Annotated in this window: 18 protein-coding genes; 17 read left to right on the forward strand and 1 reads right to left on the reverse strand. The window is 37.1% G+C overall.

Translation table 11 applies throughout. The annotated features are described in order from the left end of the window. Positions 1-258: 258 nt before the first annotated feature. Positions 259-1,215: an LCP family glycopolymer transferase gene (locus tag BMW59_RS20880; protein WP_093056189.1), complete on the reverse strand. Its 957-nt coding sequence runs from the start codon at positions 1,213-1,215 to the stop codon at positions 259-261. 195 nt (positions 1,216-1,410) lie between these two features. On the opposite strand from BMW59_RS20880, the gene BMW59_RS20885 reads away from it, so the two are divergent. From BMW59_RS20885 to BMW59_RS20970, 17 genes are all read left to right on the forward strand, one after another. Further along, positions 1,411-2,157 (forward strand): YveK family protein, encoded by a 747-nt coding sequence (locus BMW59_RS20885; protein ID WP_093056191.1) that lies wholly within the window; start codon positions 1,411-1,413, stop codon positions 2,155-2,157. Further along, positions 2,147-2,848 carry a CpsD/CapB family tyrosine-protein kinase gene (locus tag BMW59_RS20890; protein ID WP_093056192.1) on the forward strand — a complete coding sequence of 234 codons (702 nt, stop codon included), beginning with the start codon at positions 2,147-2,149 and terminating at the stop codon, positions 2,846-2,848. Before BMW59_RS20885 ends, BMW59_RS20890 begins: the two co-directional genes overlap by 11 nt. Positions 2,849-2,892: 44 nt before the next feature. Next, positions 2,893-3,666: a tyrosine-protein phosphatase gene (locus BMW59_RS20895; protein ID WP_093056194.1), complete on the forward strand. Its 774-nt coding sequence runs from the start codon at positions 2,893-2,895 to the stop codon at positions 3,664-3,666. A 794-nt stretch (positions 3,667-4,460) separates the two neighbouring features. Further along, positions 4,461-6,281: a nucleoside-diphosphate sugar epimerase/dehydratase gene (locus BMW59_RS20900; RefSeq protein WP_093056196.1), complete on the forward strand. Its 1,821-nt coding sequence runs from the start codon at positions 4,461-4,463 to the stop codon at positions 6,279-6,281. Between the two features lie 144 nt (positions 6,282-6,425). Next, positions 6,426-7,052, forward strand: coding sequence for a sugar transferase (locus BMW59_RS20905; protein ID WP_093056198.1), 627 nt, complete (start codon positions 6,426-6,428; stop codon positions 7,050-7,052). Between the two features lie 2 nt (positions 7,053-7,054). After that, complete coding sequence (locus BMW59_RS22380) at positions 7,055-9,082, forward strand: NAD-dependent epimerase/dehydratase family protein (protein ID WP_342740633.1); 2,028 nt, start codon at positions 7,055-7,057, stop codon at positions 9,080-9,082. 14 nt (positions 9,083-9,096) lie between these two features. Continuing rightward, positions 9,097-10,416, forward strand: coding sequence for a nucleotide sugar dehydrogenase (locus BMW59_RS20920; RefSeq protein ID WP_093056200.1), 1,320 nt, complete (start codon positions 9,097-9,099; stop codon positions 10,414-10,416). Positions 10,417-10,485: 69 nt separating this feature from the next. Continuing rightward, positions 10,486-11,601: a glycosyltransferase family 4 protein gene (locus tag BMW59_RS20925; protein ID WP_093056202.1), complete on the forward strand. Its 1,116-nt coding sequence runs from the start codon at positions 10,486-10,488 to the stop codon at positions 11,599-11,601. A 46-nt stretch (positions 11,602-11,647) separates the two neighbouring features. Then, entirely contained in the window at positions 11,648-12,793 is a 1,146-nt protein-coding gene (locus tag BMW59_RS20930) for a glycosyltransferase (protein WP_093056204.1), read from the forward strand. Positions 12,794-13,307: 514 nt separating this feature from the next. Next, positions 13,308-14,540, forward strand: coding sequence for an O-antigen ligase family protein (locus tag BMW59_RS20935; protein WP_093056206.1), 1,233 nt, complete (start codon positions 13,308-13,310; stop codon positions 14,538-14,540). 57 nt (positions 14,541-14,597) lie between these two features. After that, positions 14,598-15,710, forward strand: coding sequence for a glycosyltransferase family 4 protein (locus tag BMW59_RS20940; protein WP_093056208.1), 1,113 nt, complete (start codon positions 14,598-14,600; stop codon positions 15,708-15,710). A gap of 43 nt (positions 15,711-15,753) precedes the next feature. Beyond that, positions 15,754-17,031 carry a UDP-N-acetylglucosamine 1-carboxyvinyltransferase gene (locus tag BMW59_RS20945; RefSeq protein WP_093056210.1) on the forward strand — a complete coding sequence of 426 codons (1,278 nt, stop codon included), beginning with the start codon at positions 15,754-15,756 and terminating at the stop codon, positions 17,029-17,031. Beyond that, positions 17,021-17,899, forward strand: a complete 879-nt coding sequence (gene murB / locus BMW59_RS20950; protein ID WP_093056212.1) for a UDP-N-acetylmuramate dehydrogenase — start codon at positions 17,021-17,023, stop codon at positions 17,897-17,899. The genes BMW59_RS20945 and murB overlap by 11 nt, the downstream gene beginning before the upstream one ends. Before the next feature lie 19 nt (positions 17,900-17,918). Continuing rightward, positions 17,919-19,223 (forward strand): oligosaccharide flippase family protein, encoded by a 1,305-nt coding sequence (locus tag BMW59_RS20955; RefSeq protein WP_093056214.1) that lies wholly within the window; start codon positions 17,919-17,921, stop codon positions 19,221-19,223. Positions 19,224-19,240: 17 nt separating this feature from the next. Continuing rightward, on the forward strand, positions 19,241-20,254 hold the full coding sequence (locus BMW59_RS20960) for an NAD-dependent epimerase (RefSeq protein ID WP_093056216.1): 1,014 nt from the start codon (positions 19,241-19,243) through the stop codon (positions 20,252-20,254). Positions 20,255-20,307: 53 nt separating this feature from the next. Beyond that, a complete protein-coding gene (gene galU, locus BMW59_RS20965; RefSeq protein ID WP_093056218.1) occupies positions 20,308-21,201 on the forward strand; it encodes a UTP--glucose-1-phosphate uridylyltransferase GalU in 894 nt (297 codons plus the stop codon). Positions 21,202-21,211: 10 nt separating this feature from the next. Then, the gene (locus BMW59_RS20970; protein WP_093056220.1) at positions 21,212-22,543 is read left to right on the forward strand and encodes a UDP-glucose dehydrogenase family protein; all 1,332 of its coding nucleotides are present in this window, start codon (positions 21,212-21,214) and stop codon (positions 22,541-22,543) included. The last annotated feature ends 237 nt before the right edge of the window (positions 22,544-22,780 follow it).

Here is a 22,780-nt window from a genome sequence, read left to right on the forward strand (position 1 = left end):
AGGGAAGCTTCCTTCTAGGGAGGTGAGATTGTAGCAATTCTGAGAATTAGCTAGGAAAAGGTATTAGGTGTCCGAAATTAGGGGGTCGGACCGAAACTGTCACAATTCCCGGACAATGTGCGACAATACCCACAAAAAGTGCAACAATCCAGAACCAAACTGCAACAACCCCCGCCCATAATCACACACTCCCACTCCCGACCCAATAAAAAAACAGGAAGCCCGCACCAGCGGGCTTCCTGCCTTTATCACTCTCAATTATTCTTCATCCTCATCACTATCTTCATCATTCACCGCAACAGCTCCGTCTTCAAGTCCGAGGTGCGCTCTGAGTTCACTGCTGATGCGCTCACGCTCGTTATCAGGAACCTGCAAATACCAGATGCCGTCGATACGCTCGCCGGAACCTTCAATTTCCATTGTCTCCTGGTTGTGGCGGGCGTCTCGATAATTTTGCTGAAGCTTGATCATTTTATCAAACGTTAAGTTTGTCATCATGTTATTTCCTAAAGCGTCCAGAATCGATTCCGCACGTGTCACGGAACTTAACTGGGCGCCTTCTTTAATCATTCCATTTACAATCTGGCGCTGGCGGTCGTTCCGTCCGAGGTCGCCGCGTGAATCTTCTTTTCTCATCCGCGCGTAAGCGAGGGCTTGATCCCCATCAAGGAACAGTTCCCCTTCATCAAACTCATAACCGCTCTGCCTGAATGAGAAATCATTGTAAACTGTCACTCCGCCGACTGAATCGACCATTTCCTTAAACCCATCCATATTGACAGTTAAAAAGTAATCAATCGGAATATCGAGGTAATTTTCAACTGTCGCGATTGCCATATCGGCGCCGCCAAACGCATAGGCGTGGTTCACTTTATCCTGCGTGCCCCGGCCGGCAATTTCCATTCTCGTATCACGCGGAATACTCACCATCCGCATCGATTCGTCATCCGGATTGACTGTGACCACCATAATCGTATCTGTCCGTCCGGACACGGAATCTTCCGCGTCTACCCCTAAGAGGAGGAATGACAGCGGCTCCCGGTCATCCATATTCACTTCCATATCGCGTTTGTCCGTTTTATCCCTGTCAAGAGCCGTATGCATCTGTGAATCGATCGTCGACTGCACCGACTTATACAAATAAAAAGCATAGCCACCTACTGCCAACAGAAATACCAGCATAATTGACCCTAAAATAATAAGTGCTTTTTTCATCTCGTTTCCCCTTTTATATCAATCTGTTATTTATAAAATCAGTATAATCCCATAACCATTTCATAGCAATCACATTCTGAAAAAATTGAAAGAATTTGCCACAAAACGATTTACATTACTTTCGTTTTCGTTTAGCATATGAATGAGTTCATGTCGAATATTTGGCTATTTTACATATTTTTTCAGGAGGAAACTATGGAAGAAACAATCAGTTTGAAAGAAATTGTCGAGACATTAAAGAAACGGCTGCGTTTAATTATAGTGATAACAGTTGCAGCAGTAGCACTCAGCGCGATCATCTCCTATTTTCTACTAACCCCGACGTACAACGCATCTACCCAGCTGCTTGTAAATCAGTCAGCGGAAGAAGGCCAGCAGTATACCTCAAGTGAGCTGCGGACAAACCTTGATTTAATAAACACTTATAACGTCATTATTACTTCCCCGAGAATTATTGAACCGACCCTTGAAGAATTGAACCTGGAACGATCCAAAGGGGCTCTTCGCGATCAAATCAGCGTCAGTGCTGAAGGAGACTCTCAGGTCGTATCAATTACAGTGGAAGATGACAATCCGGCGATGGCCGTAGAGATTGCCAATACACTCGCTCTCGTTTTCCAGAGAGATATCATTGATATTATGAATGTAGACAACGTGTCGATCCTGTCAACCGCGGAATTAGCAGATAATCCTAGCCCGGTAAGTCCTAACCCGACGCTGAATATGGCGATTGCCTTTGTCGTTGGACTGATGGCTGCCGTGGGACTTGCGTTCCTGCTTGAATTCCTTGATAACACGATAAAAACAGAAGACGATGTGGAAGAGAAACTGGGCATCCCGGTACTCGCTTCAATCTCAACTATTAATCCGGACAAAGTGTCAGTGGAAGATTTAACGTCTGTCAGAAAATCCCGAAAAGGGCGTGAAACATATGGCGCGTAACAAACAAAATAAAGAGTTATCAGATAAACAGCGGGCGCTCATAGCCGAATTTGATAAGAAATCGCCAATTTCAGAGCAATTCCGGACTCTCAGAACGAACATCCAGTTCGCAAGCATTGACCGCCAGATTAAAACCATTATGGTTACTTCGTCCTCGCCGGCAGAAGGGAAGTCCACGACAATTGCCAACTTAGGTGTGGTTCTGGCTCAGCAGCATAACCGTGTGCTGTTTGTTGACTCGGACATGAGGAAGCCGTCAGCGCACTTCACGTTTCAGGTTCCGAACCATACAGGCCTGACAACAGTCCTGACCCAGCAGACAAAATTAGAGGATACTGTTCTTGATTCTTCGATTCCAAGGCTCGATATTCTTCCATCGGGTCCTGTGCCTCCGAACCCGAGTGAGCTGCTTGGTTCACGGGCCATGAAAGCTTTTGTAACAGAAGTTGCAAAAAAGTACGACTATGTGCTTTTTGATGCCCCTCCGGTCAATGCGGTCACTGACCCGCAGCTGCTTTCCCGGCTTGTGGATGGCACGATCCTTGTCGTTCGCAGCGGCAAAACGGAAGAAGAAGATGCTAAGAAAGCCGTCGACCAGCTGAAGAAAGTCGATGCGCATATTATCGGTGCCGTCTTAAACGACCGTGAACTGGAAAACTCACAATACTATTACTACTACGGAGAGGGTTAATCAGACCCTCTTTTTTAAATTAAAACGAAGAAAGGGTGTCCTGTATGATTGACCTTCATTCCCATATCCTTCCTGGACTGGACGACGGTGCGCAGACAGAAGAGGATCTCCTTCAAATGGCCCGGGCGGCACTGGAAGACGGCATCACGACAATTGTCGCCACGCCGCATCATATGAATGGCAGCTATGAAAATACGAAACTGCTTATTGAGAAATCGGTAGAAACAGCGAACAGTTTACTTTCTTCTCACCACATTGACCTGACTATTTTACCTGGGCAGGAATGCCGGATTTACGGAGAATTAATAGAGGATATAGAAGAGGGGGAGATATTAGCGCTTAACCACTCAAACTATTTATTTATTGAATTTCCGTCTGCCCAAGTTCCGAGATTCAGTAAGAAATTGCTCTATGACCTTCAGCTGGCAGGGAAAGTGCCGGTCATCGTCCATCCGGAACGCAACCAGGTGTTCATGAAGAAGCCGGACATTCTCCATGACTTCGTCAAGAACGGCGCGTTGGCGCAGCTCACAGCAGCAAGTGTCACTGGTAAGTTCGGGAAAAAAATACGGGAGTTCTCTCTAGATATAGCGGAAGCAAACCTTGCCCATGTCATTGCAAGTGATGCCCACAATACAACAAACCGGACGTTTCACATGACTGATGCCTATAACGTCATTGAAGAGGAATTTGGTGCAGAGATGGTTTATTTTTTTAAGGAAAATGCCCACCTTTTGATTGAGAACAAGCATGTGATGGCTGAGCAGCCGATGCCTGTGAAAAAGAAAAAACTGTTCGGGCTGTTTAAAACATATTAATAGAAACGTCCCACCTTAGTAATTACTTTAAGGGAGTAGACATCATTCGACAAAATAAGTGGCTATTAAAACCTTTTCATTCACATTTTTTAAAAGGTTTGTAAAAGAAGGGGGAAATTGACACTAAGTCTAAAGTCGTTTTTAGCCAGTGTTATTAATAGGAAATTCTGGTTTTATGACTATTCGTCCAGAAAAATGTAAAAATTACCTACAATTTAGCGTCAGAATATGGTAACATATATAAAGTCAAGGACAGTATAATTTTCCTCTTAATGATATAAGAGGAGTCTTCGGAATAAAAACCCTTACGAAATTTAATAGCAACATAGTTTCCTTCCTTTAATCGCAGCATACAATCCACTTATTATATTTCTGTCTCAAGCTACGCCAGATGTATAAGTTCGTAGCTTAAGAGACAAGGAAAATACTTATGCTCTGCCTGCAGAGAAAAGTATTTTTTCTTTTTAATTCACCTATGGAAAAAACAGGTCGTAAATAAAAAGTTTACTATATTTTGGGTCATTTCTCCAATACCCTTATCAACGGAGGAACTCGGCTTTGCTGTGGGTTTTGTTCATTAAATAGAACGACCTTAGGCGCGATTCTGTCGCCATTGGTGGAGTGTGAGGCCAGGTTTAATGCCTGTTATTTATTTGAATAAATGGATTTATTTTGTATATTTATACCCTTAAAAAAGAATGTTAAACAATCATACACAGATATTATCCTGGGGCTGATCGTTTAGCAGTCTTTAAAAAACACATATTACAACGCCGAAAGAGGTGGGAAAGTCATTGAGTTATAAACTGCGATTAAGTTTATTAATTTTAGTAGATTCATTGATTGTGCTTTTATCGATTTATTTTAGTTACTGGCTGTTAATCCCTACATCACAAATTGTTCCGACTGCGATCTTGGTCAGTTCAATTGCATTATTTTTCAGCCACCATATTTTTGCTCATATTTTTAAACTGTACAAGCGCGCCTGGTCGTACGCCAGCATTAAAGAACTGTCAGCGATCTTTTCGGCTGTCACTTTGTCTATCGCCGTGCTGGCAGTGATTCAGCTAATCGGTTTCCAAACGCTGTATACGCGTACCCTTCTTGTCACGTGGATGCTGCATATTTTACTTATCGGGGCGTCCCGTTTCTCATGGCGCGTTTACAGGGATACTAAATTCAAAGTCGATAAAGACAAAAAGCGAACGCTGATTGTCGGAGCAGGTAACGGCGGGACACTGGTTGCCAGACAGCTTATGAATAGTGAAAAGTCCGAACTGCGGCCGGTAGCGTTCATTGATGATGATTCAAAAAAGCAAGGACTCGAAATTATGGATATTCCGGTTCTCGGCAGACTGGAATGGCTTCAGTCAGTCGTAGAACAAAAGAATATCGAGCATATCATTATTGCCATCCCTTCGTTATCGAAGCAGCAATTAAATGATATCTTCTCCCGTTGCGCTGAAACGAAAGTGAAGACACAAATTATGCCTTCAGTGGAAGATATTATGTCAGGGAAAGTTTCCGTTAACGAAATTCGTGATGTGCAGGTAGAAGACCTGCTAGGCCGTGAACCGGTAAAGTTAGACACCGAAAAAATCGGTAATAAACTGACTGGTGAAACGATTATGGTTACGGGAGCAGGAGGATCGATCGGCTCTGAAGTATGCCGGCAAATCATAAAATTTAACCCGAAGAAACTTGTATTGCTCGGCCATGGCGAAAACAGTATTTATGATATAGAAATGGAATTACGCCCTAAGTATCCGAACATTGAATTGGAAACTGAAATTGCGGATGTTCAAGATCGGGAGCGGATCATGGGAGCAGTTGGTAAACACCAGCCGCATGTCATCTACCACGCGGCGGCTCATAAACACGTCCCATTAATGGAAAGAAACCCACATGAAGCAATTAAAAATAATGTCATAGGTACTAAAAACGTAGCTGAAGCGGCCGACCAGTCCGGGGTGTATTCCTTTGTGATGATTTCCACAGACAAAGCAGTTAACCCGACGAGTGTCATGGGTGCTTCTAAACGAATCGCCGAAATGATTGTCCAGCATATGGACATGGTCAGCAACACGAAGTTTGTCGCCGTCCGTTTCGGAAATGTGCTTGGGAGCCGAGGAAGCGTCATTCCGCTATTTAAAAAGCAGATTGAAGCCGGCGGACCGGTTACAGTGACGCACCCTGATATGACACGCTACTTTATGACAATTCCTGAGGCGTCCAGGCTTGTTCTTCAGGCAGGAGCCATCGCTAAAGGCGGGGAAACATTTGTCCTTGATATGGGAGAACCCGTCAAGATTGTGGATCTTGCTAAAAACTTAATTAGGCTGAGTGGATTTACAGAAGAAGAAATAGGAATTAAATACGCCGGCATCCGCCCGGGTGAAAAACTGTTTGAAGAACTGCTCGGGGATAATGAAGTCCATAAAGAACAGATTTATCCAAAGATTTACAGAGGCAAGACACCTCCTGTGAATGTAAATGTCATTTATGAACTGGTGGAGAATTTTTACTATATGAGGGCAGATGATGTCAGGGAGAGTGTACTGGATATTGCGCATTTCAAAGTGGAGTCGTTAAAAGAGTTAGCAGTGAATAATTAAATGTAAACAGAAGTCACTGGGCATACAAGAGACGTATGCTCAGGGCTTTTTCATTTTATATAAAGCAATAATTTAGTGTTTTAGTGGTTTGTTAGAGGTGCTAATAAAGTACTAAGTCACTAAACTATATAAGGAGTGTCAGTAATGTATTTAAAAATAAAACGTCTCATAGATATTGTCTTATCAGTTATTGGACTTATAATCTTGTCCCCTGTTTTTCTTATCCTTATTGCTGCAATCAAACTGGAATCAAAAGGTCCGGTATTATTTAAACAAAAACGAGTTGGTATCAATAAAACGCATTTTAATATATTGAAATTCCGAACGATGAGAATTGATACACCAAAAGATACGCCTACGCATTTACTAGAAAACCCAGACCAGTATATTACTAAAGTAGGGAAATTTCTGAGAAAAACTTCGTTAGACGAATTACCTCAGATTTTAAATATTGTTGCTGGGCAGATGAGTATTATCGGTCCTAGACCGGCACTATGGAACCAATACGATTTGATAGCTGAACGCGATAAGTACGGAGCAAATGATGTCCCGCCTGGATTAACCGGCTGGGCTCAAATTAACGGGCGAGATGAGCTGCCGATTGAAGTAAAAGCCGATCTTGATGGGAAATACGTTCAAAAGATTGGCTTATGGATGGATATAAAATGTTTTTTCGGGACTTTCATTAGTGTTTTCAAAAGTGACGGCGTAGTTGAAGGCGGAACCGGCTCAAAACAACATAATCAAAAAAGTGCAAAGGAGCCTATGTAGCAATGAAAAGAATTTTAATAACAGGAAAAAACAGTTACATAGGCACCAGTTTTGAAAAGTGGCTTGCAAACAAACCCGAAGAATATAAAATAGAGAAAATTAGTGTAAGAGATGAATCTTGGAAACAACACGATTTTTCTGTTTATGATACGGTTATTCACCTTGCCGGGATTGCTCATGTGTCCCGAGACCCTAAAATGGAAGAAACGTACTACAAAGTGAATCGGGATCTCACCATTGATCTGGCAAAGCACGCAAAAAATCAAGGTGTTAAACAATTTATGTTTATGAGCAGTATTATTGTGTACGGAGACAGTACAAAAGACAGACAGGTAATTGACGAGGATACAGTCCCTCAACCGAGAAATTTCTACGGAAACAGTAAACTCCAAGCAGAAAAGGGTATTACGCCCCTTCAAGATGAGAACTTTAATGTGGTTATAATTAGGCCGCCTATGATTTACGGTAAAGGATCAAAAGGCAACTATCCAAAATTAGCTAAAGCCGCCCAAAAGTTGCCTGTTTTTCCTGATATAGATAACCAGCGAAGCATGTTACATGTTGATAACTTGTGTGAGTTTCTTAGGTTATTGATAAGGAACAATGAATCTGGACTATTTTTTCCCCAAAATAAAGAATATATAAAGACGAGTGATATGGTTAAGACAATATCAAATGTCCATGGGAATGAAATTAAGTTAGTAAATATTTTTAATCCGATCTTGAAACCTTTTATATCCAAAGTAGAAACCATTAATAAAGTCTTCGGAAGCTTTATTTATGATCATAATTTAAGCAACTATAAAGATAATTACCAAATAAGAAATTTTAATGACTCGATAAACTTAACTGAGGACAATAATGTTAATTTAGAAGTTTTAGTGATGAGCGATAATAATTTAGATACAGTAGGTGGCGAGCAAGAATCCAGTAAAATAATTATCAATGGAATGAAAGGGTTTTTTCAGGTTGGTGTAATTCAACCTGGGGAAATAAAAAATCCAATATCAGGTGCACATTTTTATCATTTAACTTCCTATACAAGGATCAAACATTTGATAAAGCATCCATTCTCTTTCTTAAGCTATATTTTAAAAGTTAGAAAAATTCTTCGCAATCAAAATCCAAGTGTAGTTCATACTCAAGCACAAGTTAGTTTTTTTATTGTTGCTTTATTGAAAAAGTTTAAATTAATTTCAAAAGATATCAGCTTTATTCATACTGAGAGAGGATTGTATACAAAATATAATAAAATCATTAAACAGATTTTCCATTTCTTTTTAAAAGAATTAGATGTGTTAGTAACAACAACGGAGTTTAATATGAGGTATTGGAAAAATGCTATTCAAAGTAGAGGGATGAACTTAGAGTGTAAAGTTATTGAAAATACTGCGGGAGAACTTTTTGAGACATACAATGAAAGATTCCATAAAATTAATACAGGCAGTTTAGTAATTGGTTTTGCAGGACGTTATACAGAATGGAAAAATTGGCCTTTAGCAGTCGAGATTTGTAAACTGCTAAATAAGGAATTAAAAGATAAGCTTTATGTAAAATTCGCTGTCGGCTGCTTAGATGAATGGTCAAAAGTTGAAACAAAAAAAATGTTTGATGATTTATATAAGGTTTTGGGCAACCGGTTTGAAGGTGTTATTAACATAGATCTTAAAGAAATGAATAACTTTTATTATGAGTTGGATGTATTTATATTAACATCAAATTATAATACTGAATCTTTTGGAAGAACGCTGGTTGAAGCTATGAGTAGACGGACTGTTGTGTTAACAACTGATGCAGGCGGCTCTGTGGAAGTAGTAGGAAATAAAGATAATGTTTGTGTAACGTCAAATGATTTTGTAGATAGAGTACTTGATTTTTATAAAAATAAAAAGTTAATGGAAGATGAAAAAGAAAATAATCATTCGAGGGTAAAACAAAAATACTCTTTAAAAAACAATTTAGATAAACATTTTAACTTATATAATAAAATTAATTATAAAAAGAATGACTTATATTTTCTAAATAAATGAAAGTAGGTAGACAAATGAATTTGTATGAGAAAATATTAAATAGAACAGAAAAAATAGCAGTAGTTGGTTTAGGTTATGTAGGTATGCCTATTGCAGTTGAATTTGCAAAAAAAGTAGAGGTAATTGGATTTGATTTAAACATTAATAAAATTAACTTATATAAATCAGGGATAGATCCTACAAGTGAAGTTGGAAATGAAGCAATTAAAAACTCATCAGTTACTTTCACAGCCGACGAAACTAAACTTAAAGAAGCTAAGTTTTATATTGTCGCTGTACCCACTCCAATAAATTCTGATAAAACACCAGATCTTTCTCCAGTAGAAGGAGCCAGTTCAATCATTGGGAGAAACCTTACTAAAGGTTCAGTAGTAGTCTTTGAATCTACTGTTTATCCAGGTGTAACGGAAGATCGTTGTATTCCAATTCTGGAAAAAGAGTCAGGGTTAAAATGTGGAGTGGATTTTAAAGTAGGTTATTCTCCGGAAAGAATTAATCCGGGGGACAAAGTCCATACGCTTGAAAAAATAACTAAAATTGTGTCTGGCATTGATCATGAAAGTTTAGAAGAAATTTCAAAGATTTATGAAATAGTTATTGAAGCCGGTGTTCATAAAGCTTCTTCTATAAAAGTGGCTGAAGCTGCTAAAGTGGTTGAAAATAGTCAAAGGGATATTAATATTGCTTTTATGAATGAGCTTGCCATGGTGTTTGATCATATGGATATTAATACTAAAGATGTTATCGAAGCAATGAATACAAAATGGAATGCTCTAGGTTTTCACCCAGGTCTTGTGGGGGGCCATTGTATTGGAGTAGACCCATATTATTTTTTATATGAAGCAGAAAGGCTAGGGTATCATAGCCAAATTATATTATCGGGGAGAAAAATAAACGATGGAATGGGAGAATTTGTGGGTGATGCTATAATAAAAAAACTTGTTCTTACTAATAAAGTTGTTAAGCAAGCAAAAGTAGTTATTTTAGGGGTCACATTTAAAGAAAATTGTCCAGATATTAGAAATTCTAAAATAGTAGATATTATTAAAAGATTACAGGAATATGAGATAGACCCAATAGTGGTAGATCCTCAGGCAGATTTAGGTGATGCAAGACATGAATATGGTATTGAATTGGCGGGACTTGATACCGTTAATGAAGCAGATTGTATTGTTCTTGCAGTTGCACATAATGAATTTAAAGATATGTCCTTATACGAAATTGATAACTTATTCAAAGATAGCCCAAATAAAGAAAAAGTTATTATTGATATAAGAAGCATACTTGATAAAGAGAAATTAATTGAAAAAGACTATTGTTATTGGGCCCTATAGAAAAATTAAATAGAGATTAAAGTTTTTATATACTTAAAAAAATTATTAGTTTTAATTTGAGGAGCCGAAATGAAAATATTGCATATCAATCTTAATTTTAAGGTGTCTTCACTATATAAGCAGTTTAGTGAATATTTAATTAAAAATAATGCTGATATATCTGTATATTTCCCCACTGCAAGGGATTGGAAGAACACTGAGGAAGCTGATTACCTAGAAACTGATCCGATTCTAAATAAATACGATAGGCTTTTTTTTTATAATAGAAACAAAAAAATAGTGAAGAGTATAGAAGAAAAGTATCAAACCAAGCAAATAGATCTTATACATGCGCACTCTCTTTTTTCAAATGGCAACATTGCATATAGTATTAAAAGAAAACACCACATTCCTTACATAGTGGCAGTAAGAAATACAGATATTAACGTATTTTTTAAAAAACTAGTTTATATGAGAAACAGAGGTATAAAAATATTAAATGAAGCAGATAAAATAATTTGTTTATCAGAATCCTACAAAAAAATTCTTTTAAACAAATATATACCTCAAAATATAAAAAATAGCATTGAAAAGAAAATAGAAATTATTCCAAATGGTATTGCACCTTATTGGTTTGATTATAAAAACAAACCTAAAAAACTTTCCCAAAATAGAAAACTAAAAATACTAAGTGTAGGGTTTGTGAATAAAAATAAAAATGCTCTTACTTCAGCTAAAGCTTGTCAGTACCTAAAAAACAAATTGGGAATTGATATCGAACTAACATTGGTTGGAGATATTCAAGATGAAAAATATTTTAACAAAATCGATAAGTATAAATTTGTTAACCATATTCCATTCCAGCCAAAAGAAAAACTACTCGAAATATATAGGGAATCAGATATTTTTTTAATGCCTTCTATAACCGAAACCTTTGGTTTATCTTATGCTGAAGCACTAAGCCAAGGCTTGCCAGTTCTCTATTCGAAAGGGCAAGGGTTTGATAAGCAGTTTATGGATGGTGTAGTTGGTTACAGTGTTGAAAGTGATAATGAAAAGGACATTGCTTCTAAAATTCAATTAGTTATGGGGAATTATTCTAATTTATCTAAAAATTGTATAACTGGAGTAGAAAAGTATTGCTGGGATAAAATAAGCAAAAAGTATATTGAAATATATAAAAATTCTAGCACAAGAATGAAATGAGATTTCTATAGTAACGATAAATTATTTAGAAAAGGTGTCTTTATTTATGAAAAAAATAGAACATATCTGTTTTATTGTTCCAAATTACCCCACTAAAAATGATCCTGTATATACTTTTGTTAGAGAATTAATTTGTTCAATTGCTGACTCAGGGATAAAGTGTACAGTAATAGCTCCTCAGAGTATTACCAACTTTATTATTAAAAGAAAAAGAAAAAGACCTTATTTTTGGGAAGATTATAATGAAAATAATTATAAAATCGACATTTATCAACCCATTCACGCCCCCTTTCTAAATTTTAAACTAAAGGGTTCGAACCTAGCAGGGATGATTACTCAGTTTACAGTAGTTAGGACGTTTAATAAAATTAATCAGTCTCCAGATACTTTGTATGCTCATTTTTGGCATAGTGGAGTTGTTGCTGGTCATATTGGCAATAATTATAATTTACCTGTATTTATTGCCTCAGGTGAAAGTAAAATTTGGGTTGAAAAATTATATAGTAAAAAGAAAATATTACGTAGCTTAGAAAGTGTAAGAGGTGTAATAAGTGTTTCACGTAAAAATATGCTAGAAAGTACTTCTTTAGGTTTAGCAAGTAGAGATAAAATAAAAGTTATACCAAACTCTGTAAATAACAAAGTATTTTATAAAATGAATAAAAGAGAAGCGAGAAAAAAACTTGGATTTGCTGAAGAAGACTTTATTGTTGCATTTACAGGATCATTTAATTACAGAAAAGGTGTTTTACGGTTAGAAGAGGCACTAAAAAAAAATCCAGGGGTTAAATCTTTATTTATTGGATCTGGTGAACTAGTACCACAATGCGAGAATATTCTCTTTCAAGGAAAATTACCCCATAATCAGGTAGTTACCTATTTAAATGCAGCAGACATTTTTGTATTACCTACACTAGCGGAGGGGTGTTGCAATGCCATAATTGAGGCTATGGCCTGTGGATTACCTATAATTTCGTCTAATCTATCTTTTAATGATGATATTTTAGATGACCAAAATTCAATAAGAGTCGATAGTAAAAATATTGATGAATTGGCAAAATCGATTCAATACTTAAAAGATAACAAAGATATTCGGGATAGAATGGCTGCCTCTTCTTTGGTTAAAGCAAAAGAATTAGACATACAAAACAGAAGTAGAAAAATTGTTGATTTCTTAAGAGAAAATTTATGAGTTAGTAGCAACTTTGGTAGCAAGGCTATTAATATTTTTTATTAAACATATAGAGACCTATAAAATTAGATGACTCGTTCAACAGGAATATACTCAGGTAACTAAATTGGTGGATGCAGACTTAATTTTTAAGTTGTAGATCTTTTGTCTTAATGAATCCCAGCTGAAGGGCAATCTATACATCCATTCAGACGAGGATATTTTATTTTTGATATTCTTTATCAGCCCTTCTATAATAGAACTGCTTTTTCTTCTTAAACAAGTTAGGGTGAAATTTCTCAAACTTTATTAGTTCTGTTTAATTTGTTCTACAAGAGAATTAGTAGTCTTTCCTTCTTCGGAATTGTTCGGTCACTTACTAAATTCTGAGTTTTTGGGGGAGTAATCCTCTTTTCATGTTTTGAAACCCTTGCTTTCGCGAAGGGGCAAAATTTACAAATTTTATTTAAACATTTTTTTAATGAAGTCTAAAACATATAAAATAACACACAGATAGAAAGTGAGTTAATAAAGCATGGTAGGAGAAACTGTTAGTTTAAATAATCTAAATAATTCTCAGGAGTATAATTTAGGAGTCACACAAAAGGTTATTCTACTATTTTTTTTAATTGGTGTCTTCAATTTAGATCTACGTACACAAATTCTCTGGTGGGGAATTCACGGGCTTTTAATAGGGAGCTTTTTATTATATGTAATTAAGAATAAATTTACAGTTAAAAAAAATGCAACTTTCTTTGTTATATGGTATGTAATATTCACTTTATTTGCTATATTATCCTCACTTTGGTCGGTAAATATTAATTATTCTATAGATGAAATTAATAGACTAATTTTAAACACGGTAAGTTTAGGTTGTATCTCAATTATGTGTGCAAACAAAACTAACTTTACAAGTATTATTAAAATTTCTCTTATAGCTAGCTTTATTAATTCATTATATATTATTAATTTGGTTGGGTTTTCATCATTAGTGACCATGGGATTAGGGGTACAAACTTTAGGGGAAGGATGGAATGCAAATTATATAGGAATAACAATGGCTATTTCAGGGTTTATGGCTTATTTTTTGTTTACTAATGAGCCTAAAAATAAAGTTGTTTATTTGTTAGCAAGTTTATTTTTTTTGATTGTGGTTTTATTTACTGGATCTAGGTCCGGATTATTTCTGTTGTTATTTATGACTACTATTTTTTTCTATATAAATACTCGAAAGAAAATTGGTGCTATTCTTTTACTAGTAATAGCTGGTTCTTTTATAATATATTCTTTCTTAAACATTCCTAGTTTATATGACAGTATAGGTTACAAAATAGAAACACTTATATTTTATTTTGCTGAAGGAAATCAAAATACAGATGAAAGTACTTTAATTAGAAGAGCAATGATAGACTATGGTTATTTATGGTTTTCAAATAATCCAGTATTTGGATATGGTATTAATAATTACAGAGAATTATATGGTTCAGTAACAGGTTGGTATACCTACTCCCATAATAATTATATTGAACTCTTAGTTGGAGTAGGGTTAATAGGCACAATAATATATTATTCAGGTTATATTTTAGTGGTTAAAAGTGCAATAGGTAAAAGAAATACATATTTCACCTTTGCATTAGCCTCAATCATAACAATTATGATTGCAGAAATCACTATGGTAAGTTATTTTAGATTCCATACCCTTTTATTAATATGTCTAGCTTTTTCAGCTATTTCAATAGGGAACCTCGAGATGAAAAATAAAGAATAATAGATAATATAAGGAAGAGGTAAAATATTTTAACAATTATAACGGATTGAGGGTAATATGAAAAAGGAAAATAATATTGCAATATTTACAATGGGAAGATCATTATCGGGTGCGGAAAAAAGATTTATAAGAATTGCAAGTGAATTAAATAAAAAAAGAGACAATATAATATTAATATTAAACAGAAGGCTTTATAATAAAGGGTTAGAAGATAAAGAAATTAGTGATAGGTTAAAGAATTTGAAGATAATTTTAATAAATAATGAAAAATATTCTAATAGATTTAGGAATATGCTTTATACGTTTATTAGCGTGTACTTAGCTTTGAAAAAGAATAATGTTAGTTTATTGCATGGGTCATTAGGTGGGTTGAAATATGCGTTTATAGGAAAAATTTTGAAAGCTAAAACAGTTGGTGAAATTACTAGTCCAGATGTGGCCGAGAAAATATCTACTACTAATCTTAGATATGTAATTCCTTTCCTAGATAAATTAATTACTGTTAGTCCAGGTGTAAAGCAGAGAACAATAGAAAATTTAGAAAAGATTAAAAAACATAAAATAAACCAAATTTACTGTTCTTCAATTCCTTTCTTTTTACCCCAAGAATCCTATAGTACAATTGAATTTTCTAAAAAAGAAAAATTAATTGTTTTTGCATCTCGATTTATTAAGAGAAAAAATCCTCTTCTCTTTGCTAACGTTGTAAAAAAAATTCTGGATGAAGATCCCGAATGGAAAGTGGCAATATTAGGACAAGGTCCATTAGAGGAAGAGGTTAAATGTATTTTAAAAGATCATCTTGACAAAAAAAGAGTAGTAGTGGAATATACTAAAGACTTATATGGATATCTAAAAAGAAGTAAACTATTTGTCTCTTTAATCTATCCGGATAACTATCCTTCACAAAGTATACTGGAAGCGATGTATATGAAAAATGCTATTGTAGCTACTGATGTAGGAAATACAAATAAACTGGTTACTAAAGATAATGGTTATCTAGTTAAAGATTATGAAGTGAATAGTGTCTATGAAACTCTAAAAGAAGCCGTTTCGAATCAAGAAAGGTTAGAAGAGATGGGAGAACAATCTGCAAAGCTTATAGAGGAGAAATTTTCCAAAGATATATACCTTAAAGAACTTCAAGCTATTTACAAGAGCTTGGAGTAATTTTTAATTCTAAACAAATTAATTTAAAACGGAGGCTTAAATCATGACATCTTCAGTAGATACAGCATTAAAGCAAGAATATATAGTTAAAGGCGGTAATAAACTTTTTGGTGAAGTGAAACTATCAGGTGCAAAAAATGCAGCATTACCAATGATAGCGGCAGCTTGTTTGGGAGAAAAATTTACAGTATTAAAAAATGTGCCGACTAGTTTAAAAGATGTAAATACATTAATTGGTATTTTGCAAGAACTAGGAGCAGATATTAACGTTGATGGAACCACAGTGTCTTGTAAAAGAGGAGGTTTCCCTAATCAAAAAATAGCTCCCCAACGAGCGAGTGAAATTCGTTATTCATTGTTATTATTAGGTCTTACCGCGGCGCTAGGAGAACAATTAGAGTTACCACTTCCTGGAGGATGTAAAATTGGTGATAGAAAATACGACTTACATATTCTTGGTATGCAGAAACTGGGCGCTAAAGTAGAAGAAAATGAAAGAGGCATATATTTAGAGTCGCATTTACTAGTAGGGAATAACATTGAATTTTACCTTCCTACTACTTCTGGGACTGAAAATGTAATGATTGCTTCTGTATTAGCGGAAGGTAATACTACTTTGCTAAACGCCAATACACGCCCTGAAGTGATCCAATTAGCTGACTTACTTAATGCTATGGGAGCAAAAGTTTCGTGTGGTAACCGGGTTGTAGCGGTAGAAGGCCAATCGGTCATTCCAGGAGGCGTGGAAGTGTCTGTTATGCCAGGTTGGGATGAAGCTGTAACTTATGCTGTTGCTGCAGGTGTGACAGGTGGAGAAATTTGTATCCCTAACTTTAACACTTCGTTTATTAAAGAAGATGTACGTTATTTAAACTTAGCCGGAGTTCAAGTATTTGAATGGGGCTCTTCCTTATATGTTTCTGGTAAAGGTGAAAAGAAAACATTTGATTTATTTACAGCTCCATATCCTGGAATAAACTCAGATATGCAACCGATTTTTGCTACATTGGCACTTGCAGCTCAAGGAACAAGTACTATTGCTGATCTTCGCTTTACTGATAGATTCCAATATGTAGAAGAGTTAAAAAAGTTCGAAGCAAACATCAATGCATTTGGTAACACGGCAATTATTGAAGGTGGAAATCCTTTGAAAGGGACCAAGGTACGGGCAACAGACTTACGCGGAGGAGCTGCTTGTATATTAGCAGGATTATTTGCTGGAGGGGAAACAGTAATAACTAACATTTCTCAAATACATCGCGGTTATGAAAACATACATGAAAAACTCTCAAATTTAGGCGCTGATATTCATGTTAAATAATTTTTCAGGGCAAATTTTTTTTGAAGAAAAATTAGCCCCCTATACTTCTTGGAAAGTGGGGGGGGAATGCCAAGCATTAGTCATGCCAAAGTCTATTGAGGATATTCAATTAGTTTTGGATTACTGCAATGAAAATAAAGTACCTTATTTAGTTTTGGGAAACGGTTCAAATATCTTAAAAAGTGATGAATACTTTGATGGGATAGTTATAAATATTTCAAAGACTTTAAACTCTATTACAATAGAGGAAGATAAAGTCACAGTCGGGAGCGGTTGTATGCTTCCTAAACTTGCTTTTCATTTAGCTAAGAATGAAATTGGGGATTTTGCTTTTTATGCAGGAATACCAGGTACAGTAGGCGGAGGGATAGTAATGAACGCAGGGTCTGCAGGAAAAGAAACAAAGGATGTTCTGCTGTCTGTTACTTATATAGATGAGACAGGCCGCATTATAAAAGAGCCGGCCAGTAAGCTAGATTTAGACTTTAGAAGAAGTAAGTTTCAAGGCAGAAAAAAGATTATTGTTTCCGCTGAATTTAAGAAAGAATATAGGGCAAAAGATGAGGCTCTTACTGCTACCAAAGAGATTGCTGACCGGAGGCGTAAGAAGTTTCCTTTAAATGTTCCAACTGCCGGAAGTACATTCAAGAGTCCCACAGGAGGGCCCTACCCTGGTAAGATTATTGAAGACCTTGGCTTGAAAGGAACCACTCATGGTAAGGCTAAGATTAGTGAAAGACATGGAAACTGGATTGAAAATATAGGTGAAGCAAGTGCTAACGATATTAATGAATTAATCAACTACGTACAGCATATTGTGAAGAAAAAAACGGGTATCGACTTGGAAGTCGAAGTTATTAGAGTTTAAAGAGATAAGGGATGAATAAATGAGTCATAAACAACGGAGTACGGCCTTCAATATTATTACAACTTTAATAACAAAATTTACTCTTTTATTTGGTGGTTTCTTTGTGTCCATATTATTGGCCAGACTGCTAGGTCCAGAAGGGAAAGGAATTATAACTGCAGTGTTTGTTTTTCCTTTGTTGATGGTAAGTTTGGCGGATATGGGTATAAGACAAGCTACAGCGTATTACGTAGGTAAAGGTGAGCACAAACTGTCAGAAATTATTTCATCTATTGCATTTCTATGGATAATAACTTCTGCCTCTTCTATTTTAATAGTTTTAGTATATTTTCTGCTGGGACCAAGTGATCAATATGCATGGATAATTCTTCTAGTTGCCTTAGCTTCTATTCCAATTAAATTAATTGAACAGTATGCGAAAGGAATCATGCTAGGGAAGAATCGTATTAGCACTATTAATATTTCTCAATTATTACGTTTAGCCGCTAATATTCTTTCTGTTTTATTATTAGTATGGTTGTTTGATTTGGGTGTGCTAGGTGCGGCGCTTGTACAAATAATAATGGCTTTAACCATAGCTATTTATTATCTCATAAAAGTCACCAATTACCATAAAATTAAGTTTAAACCTGTATCCCCACTGCCAAAACTATTATTTATGAGAGGTTTTGGATTTGCTGCAGCTTTATTTATCATAAACCTTAATTATAAAATTGATATTATGATTTTGGATAGACTTGTTTCTGCGGAAGAAATTGGACTTTATTCGGTAGGAGTTAATTTTGCCGAACTCCTCTGGCAAATTCCATCGGCGGTAGGAATGGTGTTATTTGCCAAAAGCACAACTTCCAAAAACCAAGTGGATGCTGTAGAGCGTTCTACAGCCATTTTGCGTTTAGTTTTACCTATTATGGTAATATCTTCAATTTTTATCGCTGTTTTTGCGCCGTATGTCATTAGAATACTTTATGGGATAGATTTTATTGAATCCGGTAATATTTTAAGAATTCTCTTACCAGGGATTTGTTTTATCACTGTTTCTAAAATTTTGCACCCTGATTTAGCTGGAAGAGGTTATCCACTTTTTGCTCTGAGAGTATTTATATTGACTTTACTTATTAATATATTATTAAACTTTCTTTTTATTCCAACTTACGGAGTGAATGGTGCAGCTTTTGCTTCTACAATAAGTTATATAGTATCGGGAATAGGTTTTGGATATGTTTATTCACGTAAAGAAAGAATTCCCATGAGTAATATTTTTATCATTAAACGCTCTGATATCAGCAGGGTAAAAGGAATAATATTAAAAAAAGTTTCTTAATAAGTTGGAGGTAATATATGAGTATTTTAGTAACTGGAGCTGCCGGCTTTGTCGGTATGCACTTATCAAAGCGTTTATTAGAAGAAGGTCAAACTGTGGTAGGTTATGACAACATAAATAATTATTATGATACCCAGCTTAAAAGGGATCGATTGGATGTGCTAAATCCATTCGATTCTTTTTCTTTTTATGAAGAAGGTTTGGCGGATAAGGAAGCTCTTTTTAAAGTTTTTGAAGAGAATCAGATCGATATTGTTATTAACTTAGCTGCACAGGCAGGTGTACGATACAGTCTTGAAAATCCTCATGCTTATATTGACTCTAATATTCAAGGGTTTACGAATGTGTTGGAGGTTTGCCGTCAGTATGAGATAAAGCATCTAATTTATGCGTCGTCCAGCTCGGTTTACGGAGCGAATGTTAAGATGCCGTTTTCAACTTCTGATGAGGTTAATCACCCGGTAAGTTTGTATGCGGCTACGAAGAAGTCCAATGAATTAATGGCTCATACGTACAGCCATTTATACAACATTCCGACCACAGGTCTTCGTTTCTTCACAGTTTACGGGACACACGGCCGGCCGGATATGGCGTACTACTCGTTTACTAAGAACATCGTAGAAGGAAACACAATTAAAGTGTTTAACAATGGAGAGATGATGCGGGACTTTACCTATATAGATGATATTGTTGACGGCATTGTCCGTTTGCTTGATAAGCCGCCTGAAGCGGATTCGTCTTGGGATCGTGAAAATCCTGATCCAAGTTCAAGCTATGCGCCTTATAAAGTGTATAATATCGGCAACAACCAGCCGGTTAAGCTGATGGACTTTATTGAGACGCTTGAAAAGCATCTTGGTATAGAAGCTAAGAAAGAATTTTTACCAATGCAGCCGGGAGACGTCAAAGCGACTTACGCAGACATTGATGACCTCCAGCAGGCTACCGGTTTTAAACCAACAACCACAATTGATGAAGGATTAAAGAAATTCGTTGACTGGTACAAAGAGTATTACAGCGTGAAAGTCTAATCGCCTCTATTGATTATAGAGGCTTTTTCATTTTTAAAAGGGAGTGAAAGCAAATGAAAGTAAAAAAAGCGATAATTCCTGCGGCAGGGCTGGGGACACGTTTTTTACCGGCCACAAAAGCACAGCCAAAAGAGATGCTGCCGATCGTTGATAAACCGACGATTCAATACATCGTCGAAGAAGCGATTAAATCAGGCATTGAAGATATCATTATTGTGAGTGGAAGAGGAAAGCGTGCCATTGAGGATCACTTTGATAAGTCGTATGAGCTGGAAGAGACACTACTGAAGAAACAGAAGATGAAACTGCTCGACGAAATCCAGGGAATCTCCAACATGGCGAACATTCATTATATCCGTCAGAAGGAACCAAAGGGATTAGGCCATGCGATTAATTGCGCCAAGCATTTTATCGGCGATGAGCCGTTTGCTGTTCTTCTCGGGGACGATATTGTCCAGTCTGAGGACAAGCCATGCCTGAAGCAGCTTGTTGATGTGTTTGAAAGATATAATTCATCTGTCGTTGGCGTGCAGCCAGTAGCGGACGAAGATGTATCTAAATACGGGATCGTCGCACCAAAAACTTCTGAAATTGAACCTGGCGTCATTCATGTTGCTGACCTGGTTGAGAAACCGAAGCAGGAAGACGCTCCGTCTAACCATGCGCTCATGGGCAGATACGTTCTGCGTCCTGAAATCTTCTCTATTCTTGATGAGCTGCCTCCGGGAGCAGGGAATGAGATTCAGCTGACAGACGCGATTAAAAAGTTGAACGACGAGCAGGTTGTTTTAGCTTATGAATTCACAGGCGAGCGCTATGATGTCGGTGACAAGCTGGGCTTTGTAAAAGCGACTGTCGATTTTGCGCTGCAACGTGATGATTTGAAAGATGACATGCTTGATTACTTGGAATCCATTTCTCAGAAACATTTCGTGAAAGAAGTATAGGAGGCTTATAATGAAAAAGATTGCAGTTGTAGGGACGGGATATGTAGGGCTTGTGACTGGTGTCGCACTGTCTGACATTGGCCATAATGTGACGTGTATTGATATAGATCACGAGAAAGTAAAGAAAATGAGAGACGGCGAGTCGCCTATTTATGAGCCGGGACTGGATGAGGTGATGACGCGCAATATCAACGCCGGACGTCTTCATTTTACAACGAGCCATGAAGAAGGCTTTGTTGGTAAAGATGTGGCGTATATTGCGGTTGGAACGCCTGAGAGAGAAGACGGGACAGCGGACCTTCGTTTTATTGAAACTGTAGCGAAAGATATCGCCCAGAATATTACGGAAGATATCACCGTAGTCACAAAAAGTACCGTGCCTGTCGGAACAAACGACTACATTATCGGGTTAATCCGCGATAATCTGGCTAAAGACGTTACGGTGAATATTGTGTCTAACCCTGAATTTTTGCGTGAAGGATCAGCGGTGTATGACGCATTTAACGGAGATCGGATCGTAGTAGGTGCCGATTCAGCCGAAGCGGGCGATTTAATTGAAGAGATTAACAAGCCGTTTGGCATACCGGTGTACCGCACCGACGTGAGAAGCGCTGAAATGATTAAATATGCGTCCAACGCCTTTTTAGCCACGAAAATCGGTTTCATTAATGAGATCTCTAACTTGTGTTCCCGTCTGGATGCCAATGTGGAAGACGTGGCGTTTGGCATGGGGCTTGACGGAAGAATCGGGAACCAGTTCTTAAAAGCAGGCATCGGCTACGGCGGTTCGTGTTTCCCTAAAGATACGAGCGCATTAGTGAAGATCGCTGAGTCAGTGGATTACGACTTCGAACTCGTTAAATCAGTCGTATCCAGCAACAAACGCCAACAGCTTGTGATGGTAGACAAAGCGAAAGACGTGATAGGTGGCTTGAAAGGGAAGACAATTGCTTTATTAGGACTCGCCTTCAAACCTAATACCGACGATATGCGCGAGTCACCAGCCATTGCCATCAGCCGGGAACTGCTATTAGCAGGCGCTGACGTAAAAGCGTATGATCCAATCGCAGCTGTGAACGCTGCGCATTTCATGCCTGATGGTGTCGAGTATGTCGGCAGCAAGGAAGAAGCTTTAAGCCAGGCAGACGCGGTCATTATAGTGACCGACTGGGCCGAGTTTAAAGATATGGAATTAAGCGTGTTTGAAACAGAAATGGCAGCACCGGTGGTGTTTGACGGACGTAACTGCTACGGACTTGAGGAAGTAAGCAGAACAAACATTGAGTATTACTCAATCGGCCGCCGCCCGGTGGTTCCGGAGAAAGTGAGAGTGGCGGAGTAAGCTGGGGGATGAGAGGCAGGGTGGATAGCGGGAGCATTCGCTAAGATAAAAGGACCCTGTTAACTGATAGAGAAAGAGAGCTGCATGTTGGCTCTCTTTTTTTAAGGGGAAATGACTGAATAATCAAAAAATAATTAGACGATGAATATTGCAGACAGAATGAGCCACTAGTGCATACTTTTGAGCCACCTAATGCGGATGAAAAAGCCACCATGTGCGGAGTGGTGAGCCACTCTG

Source organism: Salipaludibacillus aurantiacus (assembly GCF_900111295.1).
GTDB lineage: Bacteria > Bacillota > Bacilli > Bacillales > Salisediminibacteriaceae > Salipaludibacillus > Salipaludibacillus aurantiacus.

Bases quoted from the DNA above. Each gene is read 5' to 3' on its own strand.
- BMW59_RS20880 (WP_093056189.1), bottom strand. From the start codon at position 1,215: ATGAAAAAAGCACTTATTATTTTAGGGTCAATTATGCTGGTATTTCTG.
- BMW59_RS20885 (WP_093056191.1), top strand. From the start codon at position 1,411: ATGGAAGAAACAATCAGTTTGAAAGAAATTGTCGAGACATTAAAGAAA.
- BMW59_RS20890 (WP_093056192.1), top strand. From the start codon at position 2,147: ATGGCGCGTAACAAACAAAATAAAGAGTTATCAGATAAACAGCGGGCG.
- BMW59_RS20895 (WP_093056194.1), top strand. From the start codon at position 2,893: ATGATTGACCTTCATTCCCATATCCTTCCTGGACTGGACGACGGTGCG.
- BMW59_RS20905 (WP_093056198.1), top strand. From the start codon at position 6,426: ATGTATTTAAAAATAAAACGTCTCATAGATATTGTCTTATCAGTTATT.
- BMW59_RS22380 (WP_342740633.1), top strand. From the start codon at position 7,055: ATGAAAAGAATTTTAATAACAGGAAAAAACAGTTACATAGGCACCAGT.
- BMW59_RS20920 (WP_093056200.1), top strand. From the start codon at position 9,097: ATGAATTTGTATGAGAAAATATTAAATAGAACAGAAAAAATAGCAGTA.
- BMW59_RS20925 (WP_093056202.1), top strand. From the start codon at position 10,486: ATGAAAATATTGCATATCAATCTTAATTTTAAGGTGTCTTCACTATAT.
- BMW59_RS20930 (WP_093056204.1), top strand. From the start codon at position 11,648: ATGAAAAAAATAGAACATATCTGTTTTATTGTTCCAAATTACCCCACT.
- BMW59_RS20935 (WP_093056206.1), top strand. From the start codon at position 13,308: ATGGTAGGAGAAACTGTTAGTTTAAATAATCTAAATAATTCTCAGGAG.
- BMW59_RS20940 (WP_093056208.1), top strand. From the start codon at position 14,598: ATGAAAAAGGAAAATAATATTGCAATATTTACAATGGGAAGATCATTA.
- BMW59_RS20945 (WP_093056210.1), top strand. From the start codon at position 15,754: ATGACATCTTCAGTAGATACAGCATTAAAGCAAGAATATATAGTTAAA.
- murB (WP_093056212.1), top strand. From the start codon at position 17,021: ATGTTAAATAATTTTTCAGGGCAAATTTTTTTTGAAGAAAAATTAGCC.
- BMW59_RS20955 (WP_093056214.1), top strand. From the start codon at position 17,919: ATGAGTCATAAACAACGGAGTACGGCCTTCAATATTATTACAACTTTA.
- BMW59_RS20960 (WP_093056216.1), top strand. From the start codon at position 19,241: ATGAGTATTTTAGTAACTGGAGCTGCCGGCTTTGTCGGTATGCACTTA.
- galU (WP_093056218.1), top strand. From the start codon at position 20,308: ATGAAAGTAAAAAAAGCGATAATTCCTGCGGCAGGGCTGGGGACACGT.
- BMW59_RS20970 (WP_093056220.1), top strand. From the start codon at position 21,212: ATGAAAAAGATTGCAGTTGTAGGGACGGGATATGTAGGGCTTGTGACT.